The 18174-nt window shown below is 70.9% G+C and carries 18 protein-coding genes; 8 read left to right on the forward strand and 10 right to left on the reverse strand.

From position 1 onward, the window contains the following. Window positions 1-4: 4 nt before the first annotated feature. From rpsS to rplC, 5 genes are read right to left on the reverse strand one after another with little or no spacing between them, the layout of a single operon-like run. Entirely contained in the window at window positions 5-280 is a 276-nt protein-coding gene (gene rpsS, locus BW996_RS05670) for a 30S ribosomal protein S19 (protein WP_037480908.1), read from the reverse strand. A 13-nt stretch (window positions 281-293) separates the two neighbouring features. Then, a complete protein-coding gene (gene rplB / locus BW996_RS05675; protein ID WP_037480907.1) occupies window positions 294-1118 on the reverse strand; it encodes a 50S ribosomal protein L2 in 825 nt (274 codons plus the stop codon). Beyond that, entirely contained in the window at window positions 1118-1432 is a 315-nt protein-coding gene (gene rplW / locus BW996_RS05680) for a 50S ribosomal protein L23 (protein ID WP_037480905.1), read from the reverse strand. Before rplW ends, rplB begins: the two co-directional genes overlap by 1 nt. Then, window positions 1429-2052 carry a 50S ribosomal protein L4 gene (rplD, locus tag BW996_RS05685; RefSeq protein ID WP_037480903.1) on the reverse strand — a complete coding sequence of 208 codons (624 nt, stop codon included), beginning with the start codon at window positions 2050-2052 and terminating at the stop codon, window positions 1429-1431. The genes rplW and rplD overlap by 4 nt, the downstream gene beginning before the upstream one ends. Then, complete coding sequence (gene rplC, locus BW996_RS05690; RefSeq protein WP_037480901.1) at window positions 2052-2723, reverse strand: 50S ribosomal protein L3; 672 nt, start codon at window positions 2721-2723, stop codon at window positions 2052-2054. Before rplC ends, rplD begins: the two co-directional genes overlap by 1 nt. Before the next feature lie 206 nt (window positions 2724-2929). Between rplC and speD the strand changes: the two genes are divergently transcribed. Then, on the forward strand, window positions 2930-3325 hold the full coding sequence (gene speD, locus BW996_RS05695) for an adenosylmethionine decarboxylase (protein WP_051631824.1): 396 nt from the start codon (window positions 2930-2932) through the stop codon (window positions 3323-3325). Here the strand turns inward: speD and BW996_RS05700 are convergent. The 5 genes from BW996_RS05700 to BW996_RS05720 are packed head-to-tail and all read right to left on the reverse strand — an operon-like array spanning window position 3270 to window position 9377. Next, on the reverse strand, window positions 3270-4886 hold the full coding sequence (locus BW996_RS05700; protein WP_037480898.1) for an FAD-dependent oxidoreductase: 1617 nt from the start codon (window positions 4884-4886) through the stop codon (window positions 3270-3272). The genes speD and BW996_RS05700 overlap by 56 nt on opposite strands. Beyond that, window positions 4883-6469, reverse strand: a complete 1587-nt coding sequence (locus tag BW996_RS05705; protein ID WP_037480897.1) for a polyamine aminopropyltransferase — start codon at window positions 6467-6469, stop codon at window positions 4883-4885. The genes BW996_RS05700 and BW996_RS05705 overlap by 4 nt, the downstream gene beginning before the upstream one ends. Continuing rightward, the gene (locus BW996_RS05710) at window positions 6466-6681 is read right to left on the reverse strand and encodes a DUF350 domain-containing protein (protein WP_037480895.1); all 216 of its coding nucleotides are present in this window, start codon (window positions 6679-6681) and stop codon (window positions 6466-6468) included. The genes BW996_RS05705 and BW996_RS05710 overlap by 4 nt, the downstream gene beginning before the upstream one ends. Before the next feature lie 19 nt (window positions 6682-6700). Then, entirely contained in the window at window positions 6701-8335 is a 1635-nt protein-coding gene (locus BW996_RS05715) for a DUF4178 domain-containing protein (RefSeq protein ID WP_037480893.1), read from the reverse strand. A 1-nt stretch (window position 8336) separates the two neighbouring features. Then, a complete protein-coding gene (locus BW996_RS05720) occupies window positions 8337-9377 on the reverse strand; it encodes an SPFH domain-containing protein (protein ID WP_037480891.1) in 1041 nt (346 codons plus the stop codon). Window positions 9378-9514: 137 nt separating this feature from the next. On the opposite strand from BW996_RS05720, the gene BW996_RS05725 reads away from it, so the two are divergent. The 7 genes from BW996_RS05725 to BW996_RS05755 all read left to right on the forward strand — a co-directional run bounded on the left by BW996_RS05725 (window position 9515) and on the right by BW996_RS05755 (window position 18167). Beyond that, window positions 9515-10648 carry a YjgN family protein gene (locus tag BW996_RS05725; protein WP_037480889.1) on the forward strand — a complete coding sequence of 378 codons (1134 nt, stop codon included), beginning with the start codon at window positions 9515-9517 and terminating at the stop codon, window positions 10646-10648. Beyond that, window positions 10635-11717, forward strand: coding sequence for a M48 family metallopeptidase (locus BW996_RS05730; RefSeq protein WP_051631823.1), 1083 nt, complete (start codon window positions 10635-10637; stop codon window positions 11715-11717). The genes BW996_RS05725 and BW996_RS05730 overlap by 14 nt, the downstream gene beginning before the upstream one ends. A 106-nt stretch (window positions 11718-11823) precedes the next feature. Next, complete coding sequence (locus tag BW996_RS05735) at window positions 11824-12927, forward strand: DUF898 family protein (protein WP_037480887.1); 1104 nt, start codon at window positions 11824-11826, stop codon at window positions 12925-12927. Between the two features lie 95 nt (window positions 12928-13022). Beyond that, window positions 13023-13928 carry a DUF7092 domain-containing protein gene (locus BW996_RS05740; RefSeq protein WP_037480885.1) on the forward strand — a complete coding sequence of 302 codons (906 nt, stop codon included), beginning with the start codon at window positions 13023-13025 and terminating at the stop codon, window positions 13926-13928. Window positions 13929-14062: 134 nt separating this feature from the next. Beyond that, window positions 14063-15439: an adenylosuccinate lyase gene (purB, locus tag BW996_RS05745; protein WP_037480883.1), complete on the forward strand. Its 1377-nt coding sequence runs from the start codon at window positions 14063-14065 to the stop codon at window positions 15437-15439. 23 nt (window positions 15440-15462) lie between these two features. Then, the gene (gene pyrF / locus BW996_RS05750) at window positions 15463-16287 is read left to right on the forward strand and encodes an orotidine-5'-phosphate decarboxylase (protein WP_037480882.1); all 825 of its coding nucleotides are present in this window, start codon (window positions 15463-15465) and stop codon (window positions 16285-16287) included. Between the two features lie 62 nt (window positions 16288-16349). Beyond that, entirely contained in the window at window positions 16350-18167 is a 1818-nt protein-coding gene (locus BW996_RS05755; protein ID WP_037480880.1) for an ABC transporter substrate-binding protein, read from the forward strand. Window positions 18168-18174 lie beyond the last annotated feature (7 nt).

Below are 18174 nucleotides of genomic sequence, written 5' to 3' on the forward strand. Positions count from 1 at the left end.
CTCCTTAGCGCTTGGCCTTCTTGTCCGCGGGGTGACCCTTGAACGTGCGGGTCAGTGCGAACTCGCCGAGCTTGTGGCCGACCATCTGGTCGGTCACGTACACGGGCACATGCTGGCGGCCGTTGTGCACGGCGATCGTGATGCCGATGAATTCCGGCAGGATCGTCGAACGACGCGACCAGGTCTTGACGGGCTTCTTGTCCTTCGTGGCGACCGCCTTCTCGACCTTGGCGAGCAGGTGATGGTCGACGAACGGACCCTTCTTCAGCGAACGAGACATGTCGTGCTACCCCTTATTTCTTGCGACGCGACACGATCATGTTCTGCGTGCGCTTGTTGTTGCGGGTACGGTAGCCCTTCGTCAGGGTGTTCCACGGCGAGACAGGTGCCTGGCCTTCGCCGGTGCGACCTTCACCACCACCGTGCGGGTGATCGACCGGGTTCATGGCGGTGCCGCGAACGGTCGGGCGGATGCCCTTCCAGCGGATCGCGCCGGCCTTGCCGTACTGACGCAGGTTGTGCTCTTCGTTCGACACGGCGCCGATGGTGGCGCGGCAGTCGATGTGGATCTTGCGGACTTCACCCGAGCGCAGGCGGACCTGGGCGTAGGTGCCTTCGCGAGCCATCAGCGTGACGCTGGCACCGGCCGAACGCGCGATCTGCGCGCCCTTGCCCGGCAGCATCTCGACGCAGTGGATGGTCGAGCCCACGGGGATATTGCGGATCGGCAGCGTGTTGCCGGCCTTGATCGGCGACTCGGCGCCGCTGATCACGGTCTGGCCCACTTCCAGGCCACGCGGCGCGATGATGTACGAGCGCGCGCCGTCGGCGTAGCACACCAGAGCGATGTGCGCCGTGCGGTTCGGGTCGTACTCGATGCGCTCGACCTTCGCGGGGATGCCGTCCTTGTTGCGGACGAAATCGACCACGCGATAGTGGTGCTTGTGACCACCGCCCTTGTGACGGGTGGTGATGTGGCCGTTGTTGTTGCGGCCGGCGTTCTGCTTCTGCGGCTCCAGCAGCGAAGCTTCCGGCTTGCCCTTGTGGAGGTGCTTGTGCACCACCTTCACCACGGCACGGCGGCCAGGCGAAGTCGGTTTGACCTTGACGACAGCCATTACGCGGCCTCCCCGGAGAAGTTGAGTTCCTGGCCTTCCTTCAGGGACACATAGGCCTTGCGCACGTTGTTGCGACGACCCGGACGGCCGCCGAAGCGCTTGGTCTTGCCCTTCTGGTTCAGCACCTGCACCGACGCGACCTGCACGCCGAACATCTGTTCGACAGCGGCCTTGATCTCGGGCTTGGTGGCGTCCTGGAGGACCTTGAACATCACCTGGTTGTGCTTCTCGGCGACGCTGGTGGCCTTTTCCGAGATGATCGGCGCGACGAGCACCTGGGCCAGACGGCCTTCTTCGAACTTCAGTGCGCTCATGCGAACATCTCCTGCAGCTTGTCGATCGCGCCCTTGGTGACGACGACCTTCTTGTAGAAGACCAGCGACAGCGGATCAGCGTAACGCGGCTCGACGACCAGCACGTTGGCCAGGTTGCGGGCGGCCAGGAACAGGTTCTCGTCGACCTGGTCGGCGATGACCATGACGTGTTCCAGGTTCATCGCCTTCAGCTTGGCGGCCAGCAGCTTGGTCTTCGGCGCCTCGACCGACAGCGAGTCGATCACGACCAGACGGCCTTCGCGAGCCAGCTGCGAGAAGATGGCGGCCATGCCGGCGCGGTACATCTTCTTGTTGATCTTGTGCGAGAAGTTCTCGTCCGGGCTGTTCGGGAAGATGCGACCGCCCCCGCGCCACAGCGGCGACGAGGTCATGCCGGCGCGAGCGCGGCCGGTGCCCTTCTGGCGGAACGGCTTCTTGGTCGAGTGGTGAACCTGCTCGCGGTCCTTCTGGGCGCGGGTGCCTTGGCGGGCATTGGCCTGGTAGGCGACGACGATCTGGTGGATCAGCGACTCGTTGTAGTCACGTGCGAACACGGCGTCAGCGGCCTCGACCTTCGACGCGGCCTGACCCTGCTCGTTCAGGAGTTCCAGCTGTGCCATCAGTTGGCTCCCTTCTTGACCTTGACCTTCACGGCCGGGCGGACGGTGACGAAGCCACCCTTGGCACCCGGAACAGCGCCCTTGACCAGCAGCAGCTGGCGAGCCTCGTCGACGCGAACGACGTCGAGGTTCTGGGTCGTGACGGTCTCGTCGCCCATGTGGCCGGTCATCTTCTTGCCCGGGAACACGCGACCCGGATCCTGCGCCATCGAGATGGAGCCCGGGACGTTGTGCGAACGGCTGTTGCCGTGCGAAGCGCGCTGCGAACCGAAGTTGTGGCGCTTGATCGTGCCGGCGAAGCCCTTGCCGATCGAGGTGCCCTGCACGTCGACCAGCTGGCCAGCGGCGAACAGCGTGGCCGACAGCGAGGCGCCAGCCTTGTATTCAGCGGCGACTTCCGGCGTGACGCGGAACTCTTCCAGCAGCTCGGCGCCTTCGACACCGGCCTTGGCCAGGTGACCGGCTTCCGGCTTGTTGACGCGCGAACCCTTACGGGTACCAAACGCCACTTGCAGGGCGGTGTAGCCGTCGGTTTCCACGGTTTTGACCTGGGCAACGCGGTTGTTGGACACGTCCAGCACGGTCACGGGCACGGTGTCACCGTCGTCCGTGAAGATGCGCATCATGCCCACCTTGCGGCCCAGCAACCCGAGGCGATTGCTAAGACTCATGGTTCTTCTCCAATAACCCGACAGCGATTGGCCGGGCTGACCTGTCTGGCTGCACGCGCAAGGTTTGCTTCCTCAGAAGGCAGACCCGCTCGCGCAACGGCGAAATGGGGCGCAGGAATCCCAACACCCGAAAAGCTCGCGAGTATCGCACAGACACCCCGGACCCGCAAGGCATGTGTATGCTAGTCGCATGACGGACCCGCACCATGGACGGACTTCACCTCTGCGCCGAGTGGCATGACTGCGCCGCAACAGTGCTGCTGCACGATCGCGACGCGCTGCGCGAGGCCGGTGTCCGCGCTGCGCGCGAGGCGGGCCTGAGCGTCGTCGGCGAGGTCTTCCACGCCTTTCCCGAGCCCGGCGGGGTGACCGGCGTCGTGCTGCTGGCCGAGTCGCACCTGGCGCTGCACACCTGGCCGGAGCTGGCGGCGGTGACGCTCGACGTCTATGTCTGCAACCGCTCGGGCGACCACTCGGCGCAGGCGCGCCAGGTTCTGGAGGCGCTGCGGCCCCTGCTGCGCCCCGCCCGCGTCGAGGAGCGCGAGATCACCCGCGGTGCGCTCGGTCCGCCGTGCGCCGACCCGCCAGCGTCCCCAGCGTGAAGGCTTCCTCGAAGACCGAATAGCCCGCCAGATCGGCATGGGCCAGCGCGACGCGGCCCGCCAGCCGGGTCAGCGCCCGGTGCGCCGGCGCCGAGCGCGTGCCCGGCAGCGGAATGCGCATCGCATGGCCGTGGCGCGCCAGCTCGATGCGGCGCAGCCGGGGCGGCAGGTCCGGATGCAGCGGCAGCAGATCGGCCAGCACCCGCTGCGCCCAGGGGCGCCAGTCCGCGCCCTGCAGCGCCGGCCGCTCGGCCGGGGACAGCGGCAGGTAGGCGGTCAGCACCGTCGGGCCGGCGTGCGGCCGTGTCGACTGATGCATCGCGTCGACATAGCCGAGCAAGGCGGTGCCGAAGGCGACGCTGTCCCAGGCGGACGACACGCCGACACGCGCGAGCAGCGGCGCATCGAGATGCAGATTCGCCACCAGCCAAGGCGCGTGGCGCGCCTGCGCGGCCGTCTGGCGCAGCGCCTCAGGTGCGTCAGGCCACAGCCGCGCCGCCACATGCAGCGGCAGCGCCAGCACCACCCGCCCGGCCTGCCAGGCCTCGACGCGATCGGCGCGTGCATCCCAGGCCAGCACCTGCACGCCCCCGCGCCCCTCGTCCAGCCGCAGCGCGACCCGCCCGGCGTGCAGCCGCCCGGCCGCGAAGGGCGCTGCCAGCCGCCGCGCCAGCCAGGCGTTGCCCTCGGGCCAAGTCAGCACCGGCTCGCGCTCGGCCTCGGCGTCGCCGGGGGCGTGGAAGCCGTGGCGGCTGGCGAAATAGTGCAGTCCGGCCCAGGCCGAGACGGTCGCGGCATCGGCGCCGTAGTCGTCGCGGCACGCGTAGTCGAGGTACCAGCGCAGCCGCGGCTCGTCCAGCCCGTGCGCGTCCAGCCAGGCGGCGAAGGTCTGCGCCTCCAGCGCCGCGTGGGCGGGCGTCCACGGCGTGCGCAGCGCCGGCATCGAGAAGCCGATCTGCCGCTGCGCCTCGGCGACGAGGCGGGAAAAGGCGCGGTACTGCGCCAGCAGGCGGCTGCCGGGCTCGGCCGGCGGCAGGAGGCCCTCATGCCATTCGCCGTCGATGAAGAGCCGCTCCTGCGGCGCGTGGCACAGGTGACGCTCGTCCCAGTGCCAGCGGCCGTGGGCGACGCGCGCCAGGCCGAAGTCCTGCAGCAGCTCGCGCACCTCGGCCGCCGCCTCGCCCGGCACCGGCAGGTAATGCGCGCCCAGCGGGCAGTCGAAGCCCGCCAGCCGATGGCCGCGCGAATGGCCGCCGGCCTCGTCCTCCAGCTCGATCAGGTGCACGTCGTCGACGCCGGCGCGATCGAGCGCACGCGCGGCCGCCAGCCCGGCGATGCCCGCACCCACCACCAGCACCGCTGCGCGGCGCGTGACCGCCGGCGCCGGCAGCGCGCCCGACTTGGTGCCGCCGAGCTCGCGCAGCCGGTGGCCGCGCGCGGCCGCGTCCGCGCCGATCCAGCCGCCGTCCAGCGCCGGCAGCGCGGCGTCGCAGCCGGCCAGACCCGATCCGGTCATGGCGGCCGTGGCCGCCAGCCCGGCCAGCACCTCGCGGCGCCTCAATGCGGCGCCCCCCACTCCTGCTCGAAGAGCCGCACCAGGCGCTGATCGGACAGGCGGTTCGGCGCCTCCTCGGTGCGCGCCATGTCGGGCGGGAAATGGCGCAGCGTGGCCATCACCTCAGGGGTCAGGAAGCGCAGTCCCGCCGGCAGCGCCGTCGGCGCCCGCCACGGCCGCCGGCCGGCGACGATGAAGCCCCACTCGCCGAAGCTCGGCACCAGCGCGTGGTAGGGCATGGTCGTCAGGCCGACCGCCTCCAGCGTCGCCGCCACCGTCCAGAAGCTGCGCCGCGCCACCAGCGGCGAGGTGGTCTGCACCGCCAGGAAGCCGCCCGCGGCCAGATGCTGATCGACGATGGCGTAGAAGCTGGTCGAGTAGAGCTTGCCGAGCGCGAAGTTGCTCGGATCGGGAAAGTCGATGATGACCACGTCCCAGACCGCCGCCACGTCGCGCTGCGTCTCCAGCCAGGTGAAGGCGTCGGCATTGACCACCGTGACCTTCGGCGAGCGCAGCGCCCCGGCGTTGAGGGCGACCAGCCGCGACTCGGCCGAGAACAGCCGCGTCATCTGCGCATCCAGCTCGACCAGCGTGACCTGCTCGACCGAGGGATATTTCAGGATCTCGCGCACCGCCAGGCCGTCGCCGCCGCCCAGCACCAGCACCCGGCGCGGCGCACCGTGCGCGGCCATCGCCGGATGCACCAGCGCCTCGTGGTAGCGGTACTCGTCGCGCTCGTGGAACTGCAGGTTGCCGTTGAGGAAGAGCCGGATGCCGGCGCGCCCGCCGGTCACGACGATGCGCTGGTAGTCGCTCGACGCGGCGTGCAGGATGCGGTCGCCGTAGAAGCGGTCCTCGGCCCAGGCGGTCAGCCGCTCCGAGCCAGCCAGTGCCAGCAGCAGCAGCCCGATCACGCCGGCGCAGGCCAGCGCCAGCAGCCGCACCCGACGCAGCTCGCCCCGGAACAGCCACAGCGCCCACACCGCCACGCCCGCGTTCATCAGCCCGAACACCAGCCCGGTGCGGATCAGCCCCAGGTGCGGCACCAGCAGCAACGGAAACGCCAGCGCCACCGCCAGCGCGCCCAGATAGTCGAAGGTCAGCACCTGCGACACCAGATCCTTCAGCGCATAGCGCTGGCTGAACTGGCGCTTGAGGATGCGCATCACCAGCGGAATCTCCAGCCCGACCAGCGCACCCACCAGCAGCACCAGCGCATACAAGAGCGTGCGAAAGGCGGTGTCGGCGCCGCTCGGCAGCAGGTTGTGCGCGACGAAGAGCCCGGCCGGCAGCAGCCCGCCCACCAGCCCGACCAGCAGCTCGACGCCCAGGAACTGCGCCACCAGCTGGCGCTCGACGAAGCGGCTCAGCCACGAGCCGATCCCCATCGCGAACAGATAGGCGCCGATGACGGTGGAGAACTGCAGCACCGAGTCGCCAAGCAGGTAGCTCGCCAGCGCCCCCGCCGCCAGCTCGTAGATCAGCCCGCAGGCGGCGATCAGGAAGACCGAGGCCAGCAGCGTGACCTCGGCGGGCGAGATGCGCGCGTCGGCACCCGCCGCGGCGCGGGCGTCGGCCGGAGCGCTCACCCGTGAATGGCCGCCGCCACGATCTGCCCGATCGCGATGAACATCGCGCCGACGACGATCGCCAGCGCCAGGTTCTTGTGCTCGACGATCTCCTCCCAGAGCTTGTAAGGCGTGAGCTTGTCGATGACGATGAAGCTGATCCACAGCACCGCCACGCCGATGACGGCGTAGAGGATGGAGCCGAGGATCACGGCGGGCTTGAGCATCTCCATGGGGACTCTCCGGTTGAGCTTACTTGTGGCCGCCGCCGCCCCCGCCGCCGCTGCCCCACGATCCGCCGTAGGCGCCGCTGCCGGACGAGGTGCGCTGGCGCGCCAGGCATTGCTGGTATTCGGCGCTGGCCGGGCCGAAGGTGCTGCGGATCTCGTCGCAGCGATCCTCGCTGCAGCGCGCGATCAGCAGCACGACGAACAGGATCAGCAGGATCAGGATGATGACACCGGCGCAGCCCAGGCCGCGGCCCTTGGCACCTGCCGCCACCGGCGCGGCATCGCGCCTGAGGGCCGCCCCGGCCTGCGCGTCCAGTCCGAAGGCGGCGGCCACCGCGCTGGCCTCCAGCGTCTCGCCGGCCGACCAGGTGACCTCGCCGCCGCCCGCGCCCGGGGTCTGCTCGCGGCTCAGGCGCTTGCGCCGGCTCGGTCCCTCGCCTTCGTAGTCGGTGACCTCGACCGGCTCGTCGCGGCGGATGCGCCAGTAGAACTCGCCGATCACATGGACCGTCTTGGCGCGGTAGCGCCAGCGCTGGCGCAGGCGCGCGCCGGCCCAGGTGGCCCGGTCGCCCTGCACCACCGGCACGCCGGTGAGCGGCCGCACCCAGCTCCAGCCCTCCTCGGTGTCGACCAGGAAGACGAAGCCCTCGGTCGGGTGGTAGAGCAGGTATTCGCGCCAGAAGGTCTGCTCGTCGTCGCTGCCCGGCGCGGGCAGGTCGCAGCGCTCCAGGTAGCCGACCACCTGCCAGGGCAGCGGCTGCGGCGCGCCCAGCGCCAGCGTGCCGACCGTGCCCAGCGGGATCTGCGGCTCGATGACCGCGTTCTGCGCAAAATGCGCCAGATCGGCGCCGACGCCCTGCGAGACATCGACCACCGCGCGGCACTGGCCGCAGCTGACCGACTGCGTGCTGTCCAGCCGGATCTCCAGCGAGGCGCCGCAGCTCGGGCATTCGATGCTGCGGCCCGCCAGCGTCTTCTCGCTGCCCAGGTCGCGCAGGCCGGCGAGCTGCAGCTCGGCCAGCCGCACCGCGCGGCCGACCGACCACTGCGGCCGCGCCGGCTCGGCGTAGTCGAGCGTGCCGACCTCGTCCTGGGCGTTGCGCAGGTCGGCGATGACGAACTCGCGGTCGGCCGGCGCGCCGGCAGGCTGCGGCGGGCGCGGCAGCTCGCCCTCGGCCGCGTGCACCTGCGCCTGCACCACCGAGGCGACCTCCCAGCTGCGGCCGTCGATCAGCGCCTTCTGGCCGGGGAACAGCGTGCCGGCCTGCGGCACGCGGTCGTCGAGCGGCCGGTCCAGCGCCAGCACATGCGCGCCGTTGTCCTCCGACAGCCAGGCGCTGCGCAGCCCCGAGGCGGCGTCGCCGGCATCGAACAGCGCATGCCACTCGGTCCAGCGGCCGTCGGCATAGGCGTACTGCACGCGCCCGACCAGCGTGAAGGCCGCGCCCTGCCAGCGCCCCGTGACGCCGAGCTGCAGCGGCGAGTGGTCGTCGAACAGCTCGGCGCTCTGGCCGATGCGGCGCAGCGCCTCGCCCTCGCGCACCAGCGTCGAGCGGCAGTGGCCGCACACCGCGCTGGCCGAGGCCGCCGAGCGGAACTCGACCGGCGCGCCGCAGTTCGGGCAGGCCGCGCGGTAGGTGCGGTAGGTCTCGGCCACCTCAGACCAGCTTCTTCAGCAACTCGGTCTTCTTGGCGGTGAACTCCTCGTCGGTGAGGATGCCCCGGGCCTTCAGGTCGGCGAGCTTTTCCAGCGTGGCCATGATCTCGTCGGGCTGGAGCGCCGCGACCGGCGCGGCCGCAGGCGCCGCAGCGGCGGGCGCCGGCTGCAGGCCCTGCTGCATCGCCTGCGCCATCGTCTGGCCCAGCGCCATGCCCGCGCCGAGCCCCATCGCGTCGCCGGCGATGCCGCTGCCCTGGCCGGCGTTCTCGGCGAACTTCGGGAGCGCCTGCGCGGCCTGGTACTGCATGAACTGGCCAATGTTCTGGCCGATCATGCCCATGCCGATCTTCTGGTCGAGAATCTTCTGCAGCTCCTCCGGCAGCGAGACGTTCTGCAGCGTCACCGTCTCCAGCGCCAGGCCCAGGCGGGCGAACTCCGGCGCCGCCGCCGCCTTGAGCTGCGCGGCGAACTCGACCTGGTTGGCCGCCAGATCCAGGAAGGGGATGCCCGACTGCGCCACCGCGTCCGACAGGTGCTGCAGCAGGAAGCCGCGCAGCTGGCCGTCGATCTCGGCGGCGGTATAGCGCTCGCGCGTGCCGGAGACTTCTTTCATGAAGGCGCGCGGATCGACCAGCCGCCAGGCGAAGTTGCCGAAGGCGCGCAGCCGCACCGCGCCGAAGTCCTTGTCGCGGATCGTCACCGGCTGCTGCGTGCCCCAGCGCTGGTCGACCTGCTGGCGGGTGCTGAAGAAATAGACATCGCTCTTGAAGGGCGAGGCGAAGAGCTTGTCCCAGTTCTTGAGGTTGGTCAGCAGCGGCAGCGTCTGCGTCGTCAGCCGGTGCAGGCCGGGGCCGAAGACATCGGCCACCTGGCCCTCGTTGACGAAGACCGCCATCTGCGACTCGCGCACCGTGAGCGAGGCACCGTTCTGGATCTCATTGTCGGCCATCGGGAAGCGCCAGGCCAGCGTGCCGTCGCCGGCCTCGGTCCACTCCAGGACATCGATGAACTGCTTGCGGATGAAATCGAACAGCGACATGGCGCACTCCGGACGAACAGGGGAAGGGGCAGAGACCCTGATCAGGATCATACGCAGCCGACAGGAAATTCATCGTCCGCGACCGGCCGACACGCTATAAAGTGAAAAACCTGAGCTGCTCAGGGAGGGAGTGATCCATGACGGAACCGGACCTCGGCCAGTCTTCGCGCGTGCTGCCGCTGCGCTTCACCGCCTCGGGCAGCGAGTACTTCCGCATCTGGGTGGTCAACCTGCTGCTGACCGTGATGACGCTGGGGCTCTATCTGCCCTTCGCCCGAGCCCGGCAGCTGCGCTACTTCCACGAGAACACGCTGATCGACGGCGCGCCGCTGGCCTTTCACGGCGACCCGTGGAAGATGCTGCGCGGCTACCTGATCATCGGTGCGGCCCTGCTGGTCTATCTGGTGGGGAGCCAGTTCGCGCCGCTGCTGGCGGTCGGCGCCGCCCTGCTGGGCATGCTGGCCTGGCCCTGGCTGCTGTGCTCGGCGCTGCGCTTCCGGCTCGGCCAGACCAGCTGGCGCGGGCTGCGCTTCGGCTTCATCGGCACGGTCGCCGAAGCCTACCGGGTCTTCCTGCCGCTGATCGTGCTGCTGGGCACGGTGCTGGCGCTGAGCCCGGTGCTGGCACCCGATGTCACGCCGGAGGGCGAGGCCGCCGCCCCGCCGATCTGGCTGATCGGCCTGTTCCTGGCGGCGATGCTCGGCCTCTATGCCTGCGGCCCCTGGATCCTGCTGCGGCTGATGCGCTACCGCTTCGACCACTTCACCTTCGCCGGCGAGCAGAGCCGGCTGGAGGGCGTGCGGGTGCGCGATCTCTGGAAGCTCGGCGCCAAGTCGATGCTGCTGATGATGGCCGCCGGCCTGGGCGTGGCGCTGGTCAGCATGGCGGTGGCGATGGTGCTGCCGCCGGCCATGTTCGTGCTCGGGCCGCTGGCCTACCTGGCGCTGGTCACGCTGATGATGGCCTACTCCGGCGCGCGGATGCAGAACCTGTTCTGGAACCACGCACGCAGCGCGCATCTGAGCTTCGCCAGCCAGCTCTCGTTCAGCGCGCTGTGGGGCCTGCTGCTGAAGAACGCGGTGCTGACCGGCCTGACGCTGGGCCTGTACTGGCCGTTCGCCGCGGTGGCTGCCGCACGCATGAAGCTCGAGGCGATGTCGGTCACCACCGACTGCCCGGTCGAGCATTTCCTCGGCACGTCGACACGCCGCGATCCGAGCGCCATCGGCGAGGCCGCCGACGACCTGCTGGGGATCGATGTCGCCTTCTGAGCGCCCGCTGGCCGCGCCGGTCGCGCATTTCGACGGCCGCAGCGCGGCCGCCCGGGCGGTCCGCCTGGTGCTGGTCCCGGCGCCGGACGGCCTGCGCCTGCGCATTCTCGACAGCAGCAGCGGCCAGCTCGTCGCCGAGCATGCCGCCGACCGCCTGGACTGGCCCGAACACCAGCGCCACGGCCCGCGGCTGCTGCATCTGCCCGACGGCGGCCAGCTGCACTGCCACCAGGGCGCCGTGTGGGACCGGTGGGCGCTGCAGCGTCCGGGCGGCCGCCCCTGGGTCGAACGGCTGCAGCAGAGCTGGCGCGCCACCGCCCTGGCGCTGCTGGCCTGCGTGCTGGCGCTCGGGCTGATCCACGCGCTGGGTCTGCCGCTGCTGGCGCGCGGCGTGCTGGTGCTGGTGCCGGCATCGGTCGATGCCTCGATCGGCCAGGCGACGCTGGCCGAGATCGAGCAGCACTGGTGCGAGCCCAGCCACCTGCCGGACACCACCGCGCAGCGGCTCGGCGAGGCGCTGGCCCGGGCGCAGCAGCAGCGCGCCGATCAGGGCGGGCCGGCGCCCGTTCCGGTGCAGGTGCGGCTGTGCCGCAGCCGCGAGCAGGCCGAGCTCGGCCCGAACGCGCTGGCCCTGCCCGGCGGCACGATCCTGGTGACCGATGCGCTGGTCGAGCTGCTGCACGACCGCGAGGATGTGCTGCTGGGCGTGCTCGCGCACGAGGCCGGCCACGTTCGCCATCGCCACGGCATGCGGCTGCTGGTGCAGGCCACGCTGCTGGGCGCGGCCGGCAGCGTGCTCTTCGGCGACTTCGGCAGCCTGGTCGGCCAGATTCCGCTGCTGCTGGGCCAGCTGGCCTACTCGCGCGAGGCCGAGCGCGAGGCCGACGACGAGGCCATCGTGCTGCTGCGCGCCGCCGGCCTGTCGCCGGCCGTCATGGTGACGCTGTTCGAGCGCCTGGCCGGCCCGGACGGCACCGGCCGCGACAACGCGCCGCCGATCGCGCTGGCCAGCCATCCGGCCGATGCCGAGCGCATCGCCCGCTTCCAGCAGGCCGCGGAGGCCCGCTGACACGCGCCCGCAGACGCTTTTCGACGCCCCAGCCTCCAGGTTCCCGCCAGACCCGCTGCGGATTTGTTTATAAAGCGGCCCGGCACCGTCGGGGGGGCCTGCGCACATGACCAACACATCCGATCCAGACCAGCACCACACGGGCACCGGGCAGACGCTGCCGATCCGCTTCACCGCCTCCGGGCGGGACTATGCCCGGCTGTGGCTGCGCAACCTGGGCCTGACGCTGATCACGCTCGGGCTCTACCTGCCTTTCGCACGGGCGCACCGGCTGCGCTTCTTTCGCCAGCACACCCAGGTCGATGGCGAGGCGCTCGACTTCGACGGCGATGGCCGCGAGATGCTGCGCCCTCACCTGCTGCTGTGCGCGGTGCTGCTGCTCTACATCCTGATCGCCCATGAGATGCCGCTGGGCGCAGCGCTGCTGCTGCTGGGCGCGCTGCCGTTCTGGCCGACGCTGATGCTGCGCTCGCTGCGCTGGCGGCTGGCGCACACGCGCTGGCGCGGCCGGCGCCTGGCCTTTCACGGCGATGCGGCCGGCGCGCGAGCGGTCTTCCTGCCCGCAGCCGCGCCGCTGGCGGTGCTGCTGATCGGTCAGGCCCTGCTGGCCGGACCACAGGCCGAATTCGATGACGGCGGCGGCTGGCTGATGCCCGCGCTGGTCAGCCTGGCGCTGCTGGCGCTGCTGGCGCTGCTGCCCTGGCTGCATGCCCGGCTCAGCCGCTATCGCCACGCGAATTTCGGCCTGAACGCAGACGCAGGCGCGGGCGCGGGTACAGGCCCGGCCGCGCAGGCCGAGCGCACCGGGCTCGACGCGAGCGTGGAGCCGCGCCATTTCTACCGTCTGCATGGCGGCGTGCTGGCCGGGCTGGCCGGGGCGCTGCTGATCAACCTGCTGTTCGCGACCTGGATCGACACCCTGCTGGCTGCCGCACCGGTGCTCACAGGCCTGCTGCTGGACATGACGCTGCTGCTGGCGCTGCGCGCCTGGCTGGTCGCCGGCACCCAGGCACTGCTGTGGAACCACACCCGCAGCGCGCACTACCGCTTCGCCTGCCACCTGCCACTGTCACGCCTTCTGCTGCTGTCGCTGAAGAACCTGCTGCTGTGCGTGCTGACGCTGGGGCTGTACTGGCCGCATGCGGTGGTCGCCACCACCCGGCTGCGGCTGGAGTCGATCACCCTGAGCCGCCTGCCTGGGACGAATTGAAACAATCCATCCACCCTCCTGGGGACTGCCAGCGCGCCCTGCGGCGGCTAGAGTGATGTCGATGATGGCGGTCTTCCATCGACAGGGAGAACAGGATGGGCGTGACACATGCGGGCACCGGAGCCTTCCGGGCCGCAGGCCGGCAACATCAGGACGGCGGCCGGCAGGACAGCAGCGACTGGCGCCTGCAGGCCGACTACTTCGGCAGCGCGATCCGTGCGCCGCAGCCGGTCGCGCTGAGCCTCGAGGACGGCGTGCTGCAGATCACCGGACAGGGCTTTTCCGAGCGCCCGGCCGCCGCGCAGGTCCGGATCGGCCACCGCAGCAGCTCCGGCCGGATGCTGCTGACGCTGCCCGACGGCTCGATGCTCGACTGTCCCACCGATGCGCGGCTCGAGCAGTGGCTCGCCCTGCCCCAGACCCTCGAACGTCCCAGAGGGCGACGCCGCCGCCAGGCCGCGCTGGCGCTGATCGCGATGCTGATGGCCTGGCTGGCCCTGCCCGCCACCGCCGAACGCCTGGTCGACCGGGTGCCGGCACAGATCGACCGCCACATCGGCCGTGAAATGCTCAGCCGGCTCGACCAGGGCTGGCTGCAGCCCAGCCGGCTGCCGCCGACGCAGCAGCAGCACCTGCGCCTGCGTCTGGGCCAGCAGGCCGCCAGCCACTGCCCGTCGGTGGCCTCCGCGCCGTGGGAGGCGCAGTTCCGCGCGCGAGGCCAGCTCGGCGTGGCCGGCGCCTTCGGCCTGCCCGGCGGCACCATCGTCATCACCGACGACCGGCTCGGCCCGACCAGCCTGTCGGGCGAGGCCGCCCCGGCGCTGCTCGACACCCTGTGCCGCGAGCTGCAGCAGGTGCAGCGCCGCCAGGGCCTGCGCACGCTGGCCCGCCAGGAGCCGGCCTCGCTGCTGCTCGGGCTGGTCTTCGAGGATTTCAGCGCCACCGTGGCCGTGGCCTGGCCGGTGCTGTCGCGCTGGCTGCCGATCGAGCGCACGCGCTGAACACAGGGCGGTGGCGCGGGCGCCGCCGTAAAATCCCGCCTTTGCCTTCGCGCCGGATCGCCTCGCGACCCCCGGCTCCGCGCGTGCCGCGCCTGATCGCGCCTGCACCTGTCCAGCCCGCCCGAGTCCCCACCATGCCCTTCTCCCAGCTCACCGCCCTCAACGCCCTGTCGCCGCTCGACGGCCGCTACGCGGGCAAGCTCACCGCGCTGCGCCCGCTGCTGAGCGAGTACGGCCTGATGCACCGCCGCGTGCAGGTCGAGATCGAGTGGTTCATCGCGCTGTCGGATGCCGGATTCGCCGAATTCCCGGCGCTGTCGGAAGCCAGCCGTGGCCTGCTGCGCTCGCTGGTCATCCACTTCAAGGAAGAGGATGCCCAGGCGATCAAGGACATCGAGAAGACCACCAACCACGACGTCAAGGCGGTCGAGTACTGGATCAAGCGCCGCATCGCGGGCCACGCCGAGCTCGAGCGCATGCAGGAGTTCGTGCACTTCGCCTGCACCAGCGAGGACATCAACAACACCAGCCACGCGCTGATGCTCAAGGCCGCGCGCGACGAGGTGATGCTGCCGATGCTCGACCGCATCATCGCCAAGATGACCGCGATGTCGCACACCTTCGCCGCGGTGCCGATGCTCAGCCGCACCCACGGCCAGACCGCCAGCCCGACCACCGTCGGCAAGGAAGTCGCCAACGTCGTCGCGCGCCTGAAGAACGCCCGCGAGCGCATCGCCGGCGTCAAGCTGCTGGCCAAGATGAACGGCGCGGTCGGCAACTACAACGCCCACCTGTCGGCCTACCCCGAGCACGACTGGGAGGCCTTCAGCCGCCAGGTGGTCGAGGGCTCGCTGGGCCTGAGCTTCAACCCGTACACCATCCAGATCGAGCCGCACGACTACATGGCCGAGCTGTTCGACGCCTTCACCCGCGTCGACACCATCCTGATCGACTGGGCGCGCGATGTCTGGGGCTACATCAGCCTGGGCTACTTCAAGCAGAAGACCAAGGCGGGCGAGGTCGGCTCTTCGACCATGCCGCACAAGGTCAACCCGATCGACTTCGAGAACGCCGAGGGCAACTTCGGCATCGCCAGCGCGCTGCTGACGCACCTGGCGCAGAAGCTGCCGGTCAGCCGCTGGCAGCGTGACCTGACCGACTCGACGGTGCTGCGCAACATGGGCGTGGCGCTGGGCTACGTGCTGCTGGGCTGCGACAGCCTGATGCGCGGCCTGGACAAGCTCGAGCTCAACGAGTCCGCGCTGGCCTCCGACCTCGACAGCGCCTGGGAAGTGCTGGCCGAGCCGATCCAGACCGTCATGCGCCGCTACGGCCTGCCCGAGCCGTACGAGCAGCTCAAGGCCTTCACCCGCGGCCAGCCGATGACCGCCGAGCTGATGCGCGGCTTCGTCGCCGCCCTCGACCTGCCGCAGGCCGAGAAGGACCGCCTGCTGGCGATGACGCCGGGCAGCTACACCGGCCTGGCCACCGCGCTGGCGCAGCGCGTCTGACCCCCGGCCGCTGGAGTCCCGCGATGACCTTCACCGACCAGCTCGCCCGCGCCACGCAGCTCAACCAGTCCCTGCTGTGCGTCGGCCTCGACCCGGAGCCCTCGAAGTTTCCCGGCGCCTGGGCCGGCGACGCCTCGAGGATCTTCGACTTCTGCGCCGCCATCGTCGACGCGACGAAGGACCTGGTCTGCGCCTTCAAGCCGCAGATCGCCTACTTCGCCGCGCACCGCGCCGAGGACCAGCTCGAGCGCCTGATGGCGCACATGAAGGCGGTCGCCCCGGAGGTGCCGGTCATCCTGGACGCCAAGCGCGGCGACATCGGCTCGACGGCCGAGCAGTACGCCCGCGAGGCCTTCGTGCGCTTCCAGGCCGATGCGGTGACGCTCTCGCCCTTCATGGGCCGCGACACGATCGACCCCTTCCTGGCCTACGCCGACAAGGGCGTGATCCTGCTGTGCCGCACCTCCAACCCCGGCGGCAACGACTGGCAGATGCAGCGCCTGTCCGACGTGCCAGGCCAGCCGCGGCTGTTCGAGCACCTGGCGCACCTGGCGCAGACCGAGTGGAACCGCACCGGCCAGATCGGCCTGGTGGTGGGCGCCACCTTCCCCGCCGAGATCGCGCGAGTGCGCGAGATCGCGCCGACGCTGCCGCTGCTGATCCCGGGCGTGGGCGCACAGGGCGGCGACGCCGAGGCGACGGTGAAGGCCGGCCTGACCGCGCAGGGCACCATCGTCGTCAACAGCTCGCGCGCGGTGCTCTACGCCAGCCGCGGCGAGGACTTCGCCGAAGCGGCGCGCCGCGTGGCGATGGCCACCCGCGACCAGCTCAACGCCGCGCGGGCCTGAAGCGGAGCACGGCGCCCGGGGTGACGATAATCGGCGGCGATGCCTTTGCTGGAGCCGCTGCCGTGACCCTGACGCGACGTGATCTGCTGGCCGGTGCCGCCGCCGGCGCCGGACTGACCGGCACCCCGGACTGGCTGCACGCCGCCCCGGCTCGCCCCGATGGCGCCAGCGCCGGCGGCGCGCCGAAGGTGCTGCGCTACGCCTTCCCGGCCGCCGAGACCGGCTTCGATCCAGTCCAGCTCAGCGATGTCTACTCGCTGACCGTCACCGCGCATGTCTTCGAGTCCCCGCTGGACTACGACCCGCTGGCGCGGCCCTTCCTGATCCGGCCCGGCACCGCGCTGGCCCTGCCCGAGATCGCCGACGACCACCGCAGCTTCACCTTGCGGCTGCGCCCGGGCATCCTGTTCCACGACGATCCGGCCTTCAAGGGCCGTGCCCGCGAGCTGGTCGCCGAGGACTACATCTACACGATCAAGCGCTTCTACGACCCGGCGACCAAGAGCCCCGGCCACAGCTCGCTGGAGGAGCAGGGCATCATCGGCCTGCGCGAGCTGCGCGAGGCCGCGCTGAAGTCGAAGCAGCCCTTCGACTACGACCGCCCGGTCGAGGGCCTGACCGCGATCGACCGCCACACGCTGCGCATCCGCCTGCGCGAGCCGCGCCCGCGCTTCCTCTACACCCTCACCGGCCTGCCGGCGATGGCGCGCGAGGTGGTCGAGGCCTATGGCGACAAGATCATGGAGCACCCGGTCGGCACCGGGCCGTTCCGGCTGGCCGAGTGGCGGCGCAGCTCGAAGATCGTCATGGAGCGCTTCACCGGCTACCGCGATGTGCGCTACGACGCCCAGCCCAACGCCGACGACGCCGAGGGCCAGGCGCTGCTGGCGCGCTTCAAGGGCCGGCGCCTGCCGATGATCGACCGCGTCGAGATCGCCATCATCGAGGAGGCGCAGCCGCGCTGGCTGGCCTTCCTCAACGGCGAGCAGGACCTGCTGGAGCGGGTGCCGGCCGACTACATCCCGCAGGCGCTGGTCAAGGGCGAGCTGGCGCCCCATCTGGCCAAGAAGGGCATCCGCCACAGCCGGGTCGCCGCCAGCGACGTCACGCTGACCGTCTTCAACATGGAAGACCCGGTGGTCGGCGGCCTGGCGCCGGAGCAGGTGGCGCTGCGCCGCGCGATCTGCCTCGGGCTGGACATTCCGCGCGAGATCCGCCTGGGCCGGCGCGGCGAGGCCATTGCTGCCCAGGCCGGCATCACGCCGGGCACCTACGGCTTCGACCCGCTGCTGCGCACCGAGCAGGGCCGCTTCGAGCCGGCACGCGCGCGCGCGCTGCTCGACACCTGGGGCTGGCGCGACCGCGACGGCGACGGCTGGCGCGAGCGCCCCGACGGCTCGAAGCTCACGCTGGTGATGCTGTCGCAGTCCGACCAGACCAGCCGCCAGCTCGACGAGATCTACAAGAAGAACATGGACGCGCTGGGCCTGCGGGTCGAGCTGAAGGTCGGCCAGTGGAGCGAGAACCTCAAGTCCACCCGCTCGGGCAAGTTCATGATGTGGCGGGTGGGCTCGTCGGCGGGCTCGCCCGACGGCCAGGGCGCGCTCGAGCGCGGCTACAGCCCGTCCGTGGGCAAGGGCAATCTCGCCCGCTTCGTGCTGCCCGCCTTCGACCGGGCCTACGACCGCCTGACCGCGCTGCCCGACGGCCCCGAGCGGCTCGAGGCCTTCCGCGAGGCCAACCGGCTGATGCTGGCCTACGCGCCCTACCGCTACCACGTTCACCGCATGGTCACCGACCTGATGCACCGCCAGGTCATCGGCTACCGGCGTCCGCCTTTCTGGCTGAACTGGTGGAGCACGGTGGACATCGACGCCTGACAGCCCG

The organism is Sphaerotilus natans (assembly GCF_900156335.1).
Classification (GTDB): domain Bacteria; phylum Pseudomonadota; class Gammaproteobacteria; order Burkholderiales; family Burkholderiaceae_C; genus Sphaerotilus; species Sphaerotilus natans.

What these genes read in the sequence shown, in the direction of transcription:
- rpsS (WP_037480908.1), bottom strand. Translation starts at nt 280, where the DNA reads ATGTCTCGTTCGCTGAAGAAGGGTCCGTTCGTCGACCATCACCTGCTC.
- rplB (WP_037480907.1), bottom strand. Translation starts at nt 1,118, where the DNA reads ATGGCTGTCGTCAAGGTCAAACCGACTTCGCCTGGCCGCCGTGCCGTG.
- rplW (WP_037480905.1), bottom strand. Translation starts at nt 1,432, where the DNA reads ATGAGCGCACTGAAGTTCGAAGAAGGCCGTCTGGCCCAGGTGCTCGTC.
- rplD (WP_037480903.1), bottom strand. Translation starts at nt 2,052, where the DNA reads ATGGCACAGCTGGAACTCCTGAACGAGCAGGGTCAGGCCGCGTCGAAG.
- rplC (WP_037480901.1), bottom strand. Translation starts at nt 2,723, where the DNA reads ATGAGTCTTAGCAATCGCCTCGGGTTGCTGGGCCGCAAGGTGGGCATG.
- speD (WP_051631824.1), top strand. Translation starts at nt 2,930, where the DNA reads ATGGACGGACTTCACCTCTGCGCCGAGTGGCATGACTGCGCCGCAACA.
- BW996_RS05710 (WP_037480895.1), bottom strand. Translation starts at nt 6,681, where the DNA reads ATGGAGATGCTCAAGCCCGCCGTGATCCTCGGCTCCATCCTCTACGCC.
- BW996_RS05720 (WP_037480891.1), bottom strand. Translation starts at nt 9,377, where the DNA reads ATGTCGCTGTTCGATTTCATCCGCAAGCAGTTCATCGATGTCCTGGAG.
- BW996_RS05725 (WP_037480889.1), top strand. Translation starts at nt 9,515, where the DNA reads ATGACGGAACCGGACCTCGGCCAGTCTTCGCGCGTGCTGCCGCTGCGC.
- BW996_RS05730 (WP_051631823.1), top strand. Translation starts at nt 10,635, where the DNA reads ATGTCGCCTTCTGAGCGCCCGCTGGCCGCGCCGGTCGCGCATTTCGAC.
- BW996_RS05735 (WP_037480887.1), top strand. Translation starts at nt 11,824, where the DNA reads ATGACCAACACATCCGATCCAGACCAGCACCACACGGGCACCGGGCAG.
- BW996_RS05740 (WP_037480885.1), top strand. Translation starts at nt 13,023, where the DNA reads ATGGGCGTGACACATGCGGGCACCGGAGCCTTCCGGGCCGCAGGCCGG.
- purB (WP_037480883.1), top strand. Translation starts at nt 14,063, where the DNA reads ATGCCCTTCTCCCAGCTCACCGCCCTCAACGCCCTGTCGCCGCTCGAC.
- pyrF (WP_037480882.1), top strand. Translation starts at nt 15,463, where the DNA reads ATGACCTTCACCGACCAGCTCGCCCGCGCCACGCAGCTCAACCAGTCC.